This is a genomic window from Gordonia sp. HS-NH1, assembly GCF_001418765.1.
Lineage (GTDB): Bacteria > Actinomycetota > Actinomycetes > Mycobacteriales > Mycobacteriaceae > Gordonia.
Genome location: NZ_LIYC01000038.1, coordinates 37,016 through 49,192 on the forward strand (window position 1 = coordinate 37,016; position 12,177 = coordinate 49,192).

Annotated in this window: 9 protein-coding genes; 5 read left to right on the plus strand and 4 right to left on the minus strand. The window is 68.4% G+C overall.

Going from position 1 to position 12,177, the window contains the following annotated elements:
- Window positions 1–139 precede the first annotated feature (139 nt).
- The 3 genes from AMD30_RS19905 to AMD30_RS19915 all read left to right on the plus strand — a co-directional run bounded on the left by AMD30_RS19905 (window position 140) and on the right by AMD30_RS19915 (window position 3,329).
- Window positions 140–2,002 (plus strand): galactan 5-O-arabinofuranosyltransferase, encoded by a 1,863-nt coding sequence (locus AMD30_RS19905; RefSeq protein WP_231632799.1) that lies wholly within the window; start codon window positions 140–142, stop codon window positions 2,000–2,002.
- A 5-nt stretch (window positions 2,003–2,007) separates the two neighbouring features.
- A complete protein-coding gene (locus tag AMD30_RS19910; RefSeq protein WP_055476834.1) occupies window positions 2,008–2,799 on the plus strand; it encodes an MBL fold metallo-hydrolase in 792 nt (263 codons plus the stop codon).
- A 74-nt stretch (window positions 2,800–2,873) separates the two neighbouring features.
- On the plus strand, window positions 2,874–3,329 hold the full coding sequence (locus tag AMD30_RS19915; RefSeq protein ID WP_044507507.1) for a TIGR03618 family F420-dependent PPOX class oxidoreductase: 456 nt from the start codon (window positions 2,874–2,876) through the stop codon (window positions 3,327–3,329).
- Window positions 3,330–3,372: 43 nt separating this feature from the next.
- Here AMD30_RS19915 and AMD30_RS19920 read toward each other — a convergent pair whose 3' ends face one another.
- Window positions 3,373–4,053 (minus strand): nitroreductase, encoded by a 681-nt coding sequence (locus AMD30_RS19920; RefSeq protein WP_055476827.1) that lies wholly within the window; start codon window positions 4,051–4,053, stop codon window positions 3,373–3,375.
- A 295-nt stretch (window positions 4,054–4,348) separates the two neighbouring features.
- Between AMD30_RS19920 and AMD30_RS19925 the strand changes: the two genes are divergently transcribed.
- A complete protein-coding gene (locus tag AMD30_RS19925; RefSeq protein ID WP_055476828.1) occupies window positions 4,349–6,961 on the plus strand; it encodes an alpha/beta fold hydrolase in 2,613 nt (870 codons plus the stop codon).
- 1 nt (window position 6,962) lies between these two features.
- Here AMD30_RS19925 and AMD30_RS19930 read toward each other — a convergent pair whose 3' ends face one another.
- From AMD30_RS19930 to aroQ, 3 genes are all read right to left on the minus strand, one after another.
- Window positions 6,963–7,280 carry an ArsR/SmtB family transcription factor gene (locus AMD30_RS19930; protein WP_055476829.1) on the minus strand — a complete coding sequence of 106 codons (318 nt, stop codon included), beginning with the start codon at window positions 7,278–7,280 and terminating at the stop codon, window positions 6,963–6,965.
- Entirely contained in the window at window positions 7,273–7,755 is a 483-nt protein-coding gene (locus AMD30_RS19935) for an SRPBCC domain-containing protein (protein WP_010843190.1), read from the minus strand. The genes AMD30_RS19930 and AMD30_RS19935 overlap by 8 nt, the downstream gene beginning before the upstream one ends.
- Before the next feature lie 322 nt (window positions 7,756–8,077).
- The gene (gene aroQ / locus AMD30_RS19940) at window positions 8,078–8,536 is read right to left on the minus strand and encodes a type II 3-dehydroquinate dehydratase (RefSeq protein WP_010843189.1); all 459 of its coding nucleotides are present in this window, start codon (window positions 8,534–8,536) and stop codon (window positions 8,078–8,080) included.
- Between the two features lie 122 nt (window positions 8,537–8,658).
- On the opposite strand from aroQ, the gene AMD30_RS19945 reads away from it, so the two are divergent.
- Complete coding sequence (locus tag AMD30_RS19945) at window positions 8,659–12,087, plus strand: arabinosyltransferase domain-containing protein (RefSeq protein ID WP_055476830.1); 3,429 nt, start codon at window positions 8,659–8,661, stop codon at window positions 12,085–12,087.
- The last annotated feature ends 90 nt before the right edge of the window (window positions 12,088–12,177 follow it).

The window sequence follows — 12,177 nt, forward strand, 5'->3', positions numbered from 1 at the left end:
GACCGGCACGTCCACCGCAACTCAGGGAGCGGAAGGAGTCACGCCCACCGCGCCCAAGGGAACAGGGGGAGGCGCGTCCGGCTACGGGCGGGCAGCACTGTCCCTGGTGATCGCCGTGGTGGTCGGCGGCGCGGTGTCGATGGCGGGGCTGACGGCCATCGGAACCGTCGAGTGGCCGGCGTTCAACTCGTCGAACGTCACCCGGTCCCTGACGACGGCCGGACAGGTGCTGGCCATCGCCATCCTGGTCGTGGCCGCGCTCCTCTACCGGTACGGCAAGGGGCGCCTGCTGGTGCCGGTGCTGTCCGCGGCCGCGATGTCGGGGTTCGTCACCGTGACCATCGGGATGCCGCTGGGCGCAACACGTCTCTACCTCTTCGGGTTGTCGGTCGATCAGGAATTCCGCACCGAGTACCTGACGCGGATGACGTCGAGCCCCCACCTGGCGGACATGACCTATACCGAACTGCCGCCGTACTACCCGGCCGGTTGGTTCTGGTGGGGTGGACGCTTCGCCAACCTGCTCGGTCAGCCCGGGTGGGAGGCCTACAAGACGTGGGCGATCGTGTCGATGGCGGTCGCGGCGGCCGTCGGCGTCATCCTGTTCATCCGGATGTTCGGCGCGGATCGCGGTGTCGCCCTTGGACTCGCGGTCACGACCGTCACACTGCTGTACGCCTCGCCGGAGCCCTACGCGGCGATCCTGGTGCTGATCGGCGTACCGATGCTGATCACACTGACCTACGCCCTGCGCGGACGAACCCGAGCCGCCGACGGTCCGGTGGGCCCGCTCTTCGGCACGACGAGTTGGCCTGCGGTGGCGGCGTCCGGGGTGTTCCTGGGGATCTCGGCCGCGACCTACACCCTCTACACCGGACTGTTCGCCCTGACCGCCGTCCTCCTGGCCGGCTACTTCGCGGTGCAGGGGTGGCTGGGCGCGTCGAACAAGGCCACGTCGTCGGCAGCCATCCGGAGCCGACGGCGTGGTGTCGTGGTCGCGGTGACCGGGCGCCTCGTCGCCGTCGCGGTCATCTCCGGCCTCATCGCCCTGCTGGTCTGGGCGCCCTACCTGTGGGCACGCCTGACCAACACCCCGGCCAGCGGCGGGACCGCTGAACACTATCTGCCCGAACGCGGTTCGGTGTTGCCGCTGCCGATGTTCGGCCTGAACCTCGTCGGCGCCATCACGATGATCGGTCTCCTGTGGATCCTGCTGCGCTTCCGCACCCGCACCGTCGCCCTGGCGATGGGCGTCATCGTGCTGACGGTCTACGTGTTCTGCCTGCTGTCGATGCTGATGACCGCGTTGGGAACCACCCTGCTCTCGTTCCGTCTCGAACCCATCCTGGTGGCCACGTTGAGCGCGGCCGGCGTCTTCGGCGTCGTCGATCTCGCGCACTGGGCGGTGCGCCGATTCGGCGACGTTCGCGTGGTCGTGGGTGCGCTCGCCGTCCTCTCGGCCATCGCGATGGCACAGAGCATCCCGGGCCATCTGGCCACCGAGATCACCACCGCCTACACCGACACCGACGGGTACGGCGAACGCGCGGATGCTCGCCCGGCGGGAGCCGAATCGTATTTCGCGGAGCTGGACAAGCTGATCGGTGAGCAGACCGGCAGGCCGCGCACCGACAACGTGGTGCTCACCGCCGACTTCGGCTTCTTGTCGATCTACCCCTACTGGGGTTTCCAGGGACTCACCTCGCACTACGCGAACCCACTGGCCGAATTCGACAAGCGCGCAACCGCCATCGCGCGGTGGGCGGAGAGCGAGAACGCCGACCAACTCGTCGATGCTCTCGACCGCTCGCCGTGGACCCCGCCGAATGTCTTCCTGTTCCGGTACAGCGCAGACGGTTACACGCTCCGCCTCGCCGAGGACGTCTATCCCAACGACCCGAACGTGAAGCGCTACACGGTCACCTTCGATCCGGCGGTCTTCGACGACCCGCGCTTCGAGGTCACCGAGCGCGGCCCGTTCGTCCTCGTCGTCCGGAAGTGACCGCGATGCGACCACCGTTCCGCACCTCGCGTCCGATGACGATCACCCAGGTCGACGGCGACTCGTCGACAACGCATTTCGTCTCCACCGATGTCGTGAACTGGATCCTCCTGGAAGAGGACGGCGAACTGACGCTCATCGACGGTGGCTACCCGGGCCAGGCCGGTCAGGTCGTCGAATCGATCGAACGGATCGGCCGCAAGCCCGAGGATGTGCGCGGTGCGTTGCTCACCCACGCCCACGTCGACCACCTCGGTGGCCTCGTGAAGCTGCAGGCGCGGTACGGGTTCGACGTCTACATGGACCCCGTCGAGGTGGATCACGCACTGCGCCATCACCTCCAGCAGGCCAATGCACTCGATCTCGCCCCGCAGGTCGCGAATCCGCGACTGTGGGCGTGGCTGGCCAAGACCACACCGCTCGGTGCCCTCAGTCGTGCGGGCCTCGCGCAGGCGTCGGGGTTCCCCGTCGGCGGCGCCACCGATGAGCGGCGACCGCTCGAGCTCCCGGGTGCGCCTGTCCCTGTCGCGAGTCCCGGTCACACCGACGGACACAGCGCCTACCTCGTCGCCGACGGCCGTGCCCTGGTGTCCGGTGATGCTCTGGTGAGCGGCCACGAGATCTCGTCGATCACCGGTCCGCAGTGCATCCCGTCGCTCTTCCAGCACGACGAACCGACCGCGCGACGCAGCGTCGAACGGTTCACGGAGCTCGACGCCGACATCCTGCTCCCGGGCCACGGCCCGATCCATCGCGGCGGTGTCGCCGCGGCCGCGCGTGAGGCACTGTCGCGCTGATTCCGGCAGCGCCGATATGAGCCGTCGCGGAGCTCGGGGGTATGAACTTCCGCGCGCACGGCGTTGCGATGCGCATGAACTCTCCCCGAGATGACCTCGACCCCGATCTCCTGCGCATCGTCGCCGACCACCAGGAGTCCATCCTCATCACGCTCCGGCGCGACGGCCGACCGCAGTCATCCAACGTCATTCATCTGTGGGAACCGGAGACGGCATCGGCCTTGATCTCGGTCACCGCGCCCCGGGCCAAATCGCGCAACGTCGAACGCGATCCCCGGGTCAGCCTCCACGTCCTCGGCGACGGATTCTTCTCGGCATACGCCGTGGCCGAGGGGACGGGCACGCTGAGCCCGGTCGCGGCGGCACCGGACGATCCGACCGTCGACCTCTTGGTCGACTGGTACCGGGCGTTTCGGAATGAGGACCACCCGGACTGGGACGACTATCGGGCCGCGATGGTGCGCGAACAGAGGCGGCTCCTGCGAGTGCGGGTCGAGCGGGTCTACGGAATGACCCGGTTGCCGCGCTGAGTACTGCCGCCGGCCGACGGGCCGACTCGAGGGACCGGAAAGGTCAGTGCCCGAACCCCACGAAGGTGGCGGCCTCCTCGACCGACTTCCGCTCGGAGATCACCGAGTTCGCCGGGAAGGTGTCATCCGGCCAACCCAGCGCGATGCTCTTCATGATCACCTGATCGTCCGGGATCCCGGCATGTTCCCGGACCACCGGCGACTGCATGATGCCCTGACTGTTGATCACCGCGCCCAGACCGCGGGACCAGGCGGCGTTGACCAGGGCGGTCGAGACCGCACCGCAGTCGAACGGCGTGTCGTCGCTGCCGTCCAGGATGCGGTCGTAGGTCACGATCACGCAGACCGGGGCATCGAACTGACGGAATCCCCGCAGCACCCAGTCCTGCCGCATCTCCGTGTCCTCGCGGGCGATGCCCATCGCGCCGAACAGCTGCTTGGCAACCTGGACCTGGCGGTCACGATGTGTCCCCGTGAACTTCTCCGCGCCGGTCCGGAACTCTCGTGAGTGAGGCACGCCGGCGAGATTGCGTTCGGTGTTTGCCGCACGGATGCGATCCAGGGGTTCCCCGGTGATCACATGGAAGTTCCAGGGCTGTGTGTTCATCGACGACGGTGCCCGCATCGCGAGCGTGAGGATCTCCTCGATCAGCTCTCGAGGGACGGGATCGGGCGTGAATCCGCGGATGCTGCGACGCCCCAGAATCACTTCGTCATACTGCATCGTCGATCTCTCCTTGCGCGCATCCGACAACCCGATCGCCGTCGTACGGGTCCGTCCTGCAGACCCTCCGGCGATCAGTGAACACGTTACATCCGAGCTTTCCGGTCACCTGCGACCGCGCTCGGGCGGCTCCGAGCGCGCACCGCAGCGTCGCGAAGGGTAGCTTTACCTGGCAAGCTGACGGGGCCGGAGGAGGGGCCGAGTCCCGCGCGGCGTGGCACCGTTGCCCGGGCTCGAGTTCCCGTGGCCCGTCCATGACCGTCGACGTCTCCCGCCTCCGCGGAAGTTTGAGGACATGAACAGCCAAGACGCTCTCGCAGCCCGTGAGACCCCCACCGATGGAGCGGGTGTGTCCGACCTTCCCGGTGTCGACGCAGCGCAGACCGCCGCAGCACGCTGGCGAGCCGTCGCCGCGGTGCGGGGCGATGCGATCGCCATTCAGACCCCGGAGAGGTCCATCACCTTCGCGGACGCGGCGACCCGCGTCGACGAACTCGCCCGCCGGATCGTGGCCACCACCGATCCCGACCGACCCGTCGCGGTGGAGATCGAATCCGACATCGAGTCGGTCCTCGCGATGCTCGCCGTCCTGTCGTCGGGGCGCCCCCTCGTGCTGCTCGACCCGTTCCTGCCGGCGGACCGGCTCGACGTCGTGCTGGAACGTTCCGGGGCGCAGCTCCTGAACGCCGCCGATGCCGGCGACCCTGGTCCGCAGGACGCCGTCGTTGCACCCCGCCCGGACGATCCGGCGGTCCTGTTGTTCACCTCAGGATCGACCGGCACCCCCAAAGGGGTTGTGCTCTCCCAGAAGATGCCGGTCAACCATGCCCGCGACGGTCGTCGCTTCCTCGGCATGCGACCCGAGGACCGTGCTGTCGTCCTGCTACCCCTGAGTTTCGGCGGCGGCCTGGATGCGCTCGCGATGAGCCTGCTCAACGGTTCGACGATGCTGCTCTGGGATGTTCGCCGCCGTACCACGACCGGCCTGCGGGACTGGCTCGTCGCAGAGCAGGCGACCACCGCGCACTGCACCCCGTCGTTGCTGCGATCGTGGCTGGGCGAGTTGTCGGCCGCCGACGCCGTCGACTCCCTGCGTCTGCTGTCCACGTGTGGCGAGCCGGCCCACCGTGCCGATGTACAGCAGGCCCGCGACACGATCCTCGCGACCGGGGTGTTCTGTTGTTGGGCAGGCGCATCCGAGGTCGGCAACTTGGCCTTCAACCTGTTCCCGCCCACCCGCGAGGTCGAGCCGGGAGCCATCCCGGTGGGTGTTCCGGCCTCGGACAAGCACATCCGCATCGTCGACGCGGACGGCAATGACCTGCCCGTCGGCACCACCGGTGAGGTCATCGTCGAGTCCGCCCACATCTCGTCCGGCTACCACCGGAATCCCGAGATGACGGCAGCGCGTTTCAGCGGGCTTCCCGACGGCCGAACACGCTACCGCACCGGGGATCTGGGACGACTCGACGAGTCCGGTGAGCTCGCGCTCCTCGGGCGCAGTGACGACGCGATCAAGATCCGCGGCTACCTCGTCGAACCGCTCGAGGTCGAAGCCGCACTCCGCGCCCTGGCGTGGACCACCGACGCGGTCGTCACCGCCAACCGGGACGAGGCGCGACTCACCGCCCACGTCGCAGTGGACCCGGAAAAATGGTCACCGTCGCCGGCCGAGATCCGGCAGGAACTCGGGAAGACGTTGACCCCGTGGATGATCCCGCGTGACATCGTGGTCCTCACCGAACTCCCGCGCAACGAACGCGGCAAGGTGGATCGGGCGGCACTGCCACCTCCGCCCGCCCGTCCCGACCACGAACCGCCCCGCGGAATGACCGAGATGGCGCTACACCGCTTCTGGTGTCAGATCCTCGGTCTCGAATCCATCGGCCGCAACGAGGATTTCGTCGAACTCGGGGGTGACTCGCTGGCCGCGGCGAAGATGCTGGCCGAGGTCCAGCATCACCTCCAGCTGGACGTGAACACCGCGATGCTCGCCGAGGCGCCGACGATCGCTCAGTTCGCCCAGCGCATCGAGTCCGCCGCGAGAGAACGGTCGGCGAACGCGTCGGGTGCCACCCTCATCCCGTTGCGCAAGGGCACCGGCCGACCGATCTTCCTGGTTGCCGGAGCCGGCAGCCTCGCGACGAGCCTCACCCCGGTCGTCCGCGCGCTGCAGACCGACCGGCCGGTCTACGCCATCCAGTCGCGTGGCGTCGAAAAGCGTGGCCGCGCCGACCATTCCGTTCGTGCCGCGGCACGCCGGGCGATCGCCGACATCCGATCGGTACAACCGCACGGGCCGTACCAGGTCGGCGGTTACTCGCTGGGCGGATTCGTCGCGATGGAGGTCGCGGCACGGTTGACCGACGCGGGCGAGAGATGCGATCCCGTCGTCGTCCTGGACTCGCTGTTCGACCCGGCACTGGCCCGCCGGGTCCGTGGCGAGAAGGTCGGAATCCTCGAGCGCCTGCGTGCCCGGCGTGGTGACACCCAGGACACAACTCTGCCCGACCGCACCGGGGACGATCCCGCTCGCGCGAGAGAACCACTCCCCCAGCGGATGGTGAAGGAGGTCGTCCTGGCGGTCCTGGTCCGCACCGCGGGGATGGTGCAGCTTCCGACGCCCGTGCAATGGGTCGTGTTCTTCCGGTTGGGCACCAGGATGATCCGCCGCTACCGGCCCCGGGATTACGACGGCCCCGTCGGCGTGATCCGCGCCCGCACCAACCCCGACGACCCGGACCTGTGGCAGCACATGTCATCGGGGAAGGTGACCTTCCACGACGTCACGGGCGACCACATCTCGATGATCCGCGCGCCGCACGCCGCCGATACCGCGCGGGCGATCGACGACGTGCTCAACTCCTCCGCCTCCCTGAGGTGCGCTCCGCACACCTCAGGCCACTGACTCAATCCTGTTCGGCGCGGAGTTTGATGTCGGCGAGTCGGCGATCCCAGCCACGGCCGATCGTGTCGAGCCGATGCGCCACCCGGGACAGCTGCGCCCCCACGGCCTCGTAGCGGATCTCGCGGCCGACGCGTGACGACGTCACCAGCCCCGCCTCGGTGAGGACGCGAAGGTGTTTCGCGATCGCCTGCCTGCTGATCGGCAGCTCGGCCGCGAGACGAGAGGCGGACGCGGGTTCCGAACCCAGCCTGGTGAGGATCCGCCAGCGGCTCTCGTCCGAGAGCGCGGCGAAGACCTCCACCGGGACGACGTCAGGCATGCACGCCGCCGAGATGCGTTCGGGCCAGCTCGAGTTCGATGGTCCAACCCTCGTTGTTGCCGTCGAATCGAGCGCGTCGCTCGGCATCGGTTCCCGGCAGCGACGCGAAGCCGGACTCCACGACCTTGAGGAGAACACCGGAATCCGATGGCGTGATCCAGAACTCGACGAGCGTCGAATCCGATTGCGGATCACCGGCATCGGCCAGCCAGCGGAATGCCGCGTACCGCGGCTCGTCGAGTTCGACGGTGCGGAACGTGAAGGCGCCATGGACCGGGTCGTGGATGGTCGACAGGTCGCCGTCGCGTTCGATCCGGTGATCGGTGATCGCCTTGTCGTTGATGAACCACCCCGGCTCGCTGACCAGAGACCAGACCCGCTCGGCGGGTGCGTCGATCGCGATCTCGCGCTCGATTCGGTCGAATTCGACTGCCGCCGAACCGGTCACGTCGTGTGTATCCGTGTTCTCACTCATCAGTGCTCCCTCGATGCGGATTTGTTTAGTGCAACCCCATGGTTGCACTAAAGCCGTCACGGCGCAATGGTTCGGAGCTGACATGGCGACACACCCACCACAGATGGACACATCCACCCGTCATCCGGGTGAGGGCCTGTCCATCGATGGTGGGCGTGTGACGCGTGACCCGTAACGGCCGGCCCCCGCTAGCCCGCGATCAATTCGCGCACAGTCGACGGAAAACAACGCACAGTCGACGAAGAACGACGCCCGGTCAACGAAGAACGGCGCACGGTCGACGAAGAACGGCGCCCAGTCGACGGGGCGCCGGGGTCAGTGGTCAGTCCACGAGCTCGGCGAGCCGGCGAATCGCGAACTCGTAGCCGCGGATGCCGTAACCGACGATCACCCCGGCCGCGATCGGCGACACATAGGAATGATGCCGGAACGCTTCACGTCGGTGCACATTGCTGATGTGCACCTCCAGCACGGGGACATCGGGAATGACGAGTGCGTCGGCGAGCGCCACCGAGGTGTGTGTCCAGCCGCCGGGGTTGATGACGATGCCGCTGATCTTACCGACCGATTCGTGGATCCAGTCGAGCATCTGGCCCTCGTGATTGGTCTGCGCGGCGCGCACTCCGAAGCCGAGCTCGGCGGCGGTGCGCTCGGCCAGATCGACCACGTCGGCGAGGGTGTCCGAGCCGTAGACGGCGGGCTCCCGGGTGCCGAGGGTGTTCAGATTGGGACCGTTGAGCAGCAGGATCGGCAAACGGTCTGGCTTCTCGGCGTCGGACATGGCGTTCACCTTACTGGCCCTGACCTGCCGGTCGGCGCCCCCCGGCGAGCCGGTGGAGACGCGGTCGCGCCCGCACCGCCACCGGCCGGGGCGAGACGGCCCAAGGTCTACCATCTCTCTTTGTGCCAGCGCAGACCGTTCGACGAGCGAGGATCGTCGCCATCGTCACCGGACTGCTCGGGTTCTTGCTCGCGCTCGCGACACCGCTCATGCCGGTGTCGCAGCGAACGGCCGAGATCGACTGGCCCCAGAACGGACAGATCGGTTCGGTCGCCGCCCCGCTGATCGGCTACACGCCCGTCGACCTCGACGTCTCGATCCCCTGCAGCGCGGTCGACGACCTGCCGCCCGGCGGCTCGGTGCTGCTCTCCACCACGCCCAAGCAGGCACCCAAGTCCGGTGAGCGCGGCCTGTTCATCCGCAAGACCGGCGCCCCTGACGCTCCCGCGGACCGGCAAGGCGTCGAGGTGGTGGTCCGCAACGTCTCGCTGGTGTCGGCGACGCTGCAGGACATGCGCGAGCAGGGTTGCCGCGAGATCGTCGTGCACGCCGACTCCGATGCGGTCACCGCCGAATTCGTCGGCATGACCAGCGGCACCCAGAACGAGGACGGCGAGGACGAACCGCTCGCGGGCACGACGGAGGACAAAGAAGCCTTCAAGTACTGGCCCGACCAGCGCCCCCAGGTGACCGGCCTCTTCACCGACCTGTCCGGACCCGCCGCCGACATCGCGGGGCTCGACGCCCACGTCACGATCGACTCTCGCTACAACACCGCTCCGACCATCTCGAAGTGGCTGGTCGTCATCGTCGGAGTGGCCTCGACGCTGCTCTCGCTTGCGGCACTGGCAGCGCTCGACTCCACCGACGGCCGCCGCCATCGCAGGATCTTCCCGGCCCGGTGGTGGCGGCTGAACGCGCGCGACTACGTGGTCATCGGCGCACTGATCGTGTGGCACATGATCGGGCCCAACACCTCCGACGACGGCTACCTACTGACCATGTCGAGGGTGGCGCAGGACAGCGACTACACCGCCAACTACTTCCGGTGGTACGGCGCGCCCGAGGCACCCTTCGGCTGGTACTACCAGGTCTTCGGTCTGCTCAGCCACGTCTCGGTCGCCAGTCCGTGGATGCGGCTGCCTGCGCTCCTGTGCGGAATCCTGGTGTGGCTCATCGTCAGTCACGAAGTGCTTCCACGCCTCGGCCGCGCTGCGCTGACCCGGCCGATGGTCGCCTGGACGGCGGCCTTCGCCTTCCTCGCGTGCTGGTTCCCCTTCAACAACGGACTTCGTCCCGAACCGATCATCTGCCTCGGCGCGCTGCTGACCTGGTGCTCGGTCGAACGTGCCATCGCCACCGGTCGCATGCTGCCGGCCGCCGTCGCCTGTCTCATCGGCGCGTTCAGCCTCGCCGCCGGGCCGACCGGCCTGCTCGCCGTGGCCGCGCTGATCGCCGGCGCCCGCCCGATGATCATGGCGCTGATCAAGCGCGCCCGCGTCGTCGCCGAGCTGTCGTCCGCCGAGTCGATCTCCGCCGCATCGCCATCCGAGGCGCCGGCCGCCGGCGCCCGCGACGGCCGGCGCTCGCTCCGCTGGTCGTTCGTCGCGCTGATCGCGCCGATCCTGGCCGCCGGCACCTTCGTCGTCTTCGTCGTGTTCTCCAACCTGACCCTGCGGTCGTTCGCCGAGGCGTCGAGCATGAAGTCGGCGCTCGGGCCGTCGATGAGCTGGTACAACGAGATCGGCCGCTACTCGGCGCTGTTCGCCTTCTCCGCCGACGGTTCGATCGCGAGGCGTTTCGCGGTGCTGGCGATGATCCTGGGCCTGGTCGTCTCGGCCGCGGTGCTGATCCGCAAGAACCGTATTCCCGGCACCGCCATCGGCCCGACGCGCCGCATCGTCGCGATCACGTTCGCGTCGCTGGTCTTCCTCATGTTCACGCCCACCAAGTGGACCCATCATTTCGGTGTCTTCGCCGGTATCGCCGCCGCACTCGCCGCGATCGCGGCGATCGCCGCCAGTCAGCAGTCGATGCACTCGCGACGCAACCGCACCCTGTTCTGCGCACTCGTCCTCTTCATCGGCGGACTCGCGTTCACCGCCCCGAACTCCTATTACTACTACTCGGCATGGGGCATGCCGTGGGGCGTCGAACAGGTCACGATCGGCGGCGTCATGCTCGGCAGCGTGCTGCTCTACGCCGCGCTCGCGCTGCTGCTCGTCGCCCTGTGGTTCCACTTCCGTGAGCCGTTCACCGGGACCGATCCACACGTCGAGGAGTCCACTGCCGACGACACCTCGCACCAGCGCTGGTACCGGCGGCTGGGTGCCTCGATGGCGGCCGCTCCGCTGGCCTACCTCGCGTTGGCGGTCGTCGTCTTCCAGATCGTCACCGCGATCTTCGCCGGCATCCACCAGAGCTCGTCGTACTCTGTGCCCCGCTCCAACTTCGCCGCGGTCGCGGGCAACCCCTGCGGCATGGCCGACAAGGTCTGGGTGGAATCCGATCCCAACCGCGACATGCTGCGCCCGGTCGATCCCACCCTGCCGAATCCGCTCGGCGGACCGCCACCGGCACCCGGCACCTCACCGACCACGTCGGGGTTCTTCCCCAACGGCGTGCCGACGGCGCTGGAGTCGACGGCCAGCGAGGGTTCGCTCGGCGTGCTGTCGGGAGACGTCTGGCAGTCCCCCGACATCGTCAACTCCAATCCCGGCGGCACCGGCGGCGGCGAGATCGCCGAACCCGGGATCAACGGCAGCACCGCGGCGCTCCCCTTCTTCCTCGACCCGGCCGAGACCCCGGTCATGGGTAGCTACTCCAAACTCGACCAGGTCCCGGCCCGCCTCACCTCAGGCTGGTACGCACTGCCGCCGGACTGGCGGGACCGCCCGCTGCTCACGATGTCCGTGGCAGGCGAGTACGACAACCCGAACGTGATGCTCGAGTACACCGCCGAGCCCATCGGCCCCGACACCCGCGACGCCGACCTCGAGGCCGCCGGTGACACCGAGCTCATCGATCCCGGCCCGCGCCCGTCGTGGCGCAACCTTCGGTACAACACCGACGAGCTCCCGTCGGACACCACCGCGGTGCGGATCGTCGCGACCGACGACAACCTCGCCGAAGACCGGTTCATCGTGCTGACTCCGCCGCGCATCCCGCAGATGGACACCCTGCAGGACGTCGTCGGCGACACCGACCCGGTCCACATCGACTGGACGTCGGGTCTGGCGTTTCCGTGCCAGCGTCCGTTCACCCACGACGTCGGCGTCGCGGAGATCCCGAAGTGGCGCATCAAGCCCGGATCCGACCTGGCAGCCGCGGTGTCCGCGTGGCAGAACAGCTTCGGCGGTGGCCCGCTCGGCTGGATCGAGGTCTCGCAGCAGGCGACGGCGCTGCCCACCTATCTGATGGCCGACATCGGACGGGACTGGGGCGCCCTCGAACGCTACGAGCCCTACGGCGACGTCGACACGCTCGCCGAGATCGAGACGGGGACGGCCACCCGCAGCGGACTGTGGAGTCCCGCGCCGCTTCGGCACTGACGATTCGGCGGCGCCGACGACCGGTCGCCGTGGTGGTGGTCGGCCAGGCGAGCTGCTCTCCAGTCACCAGTGGTCGGCGAGTATGCGTGT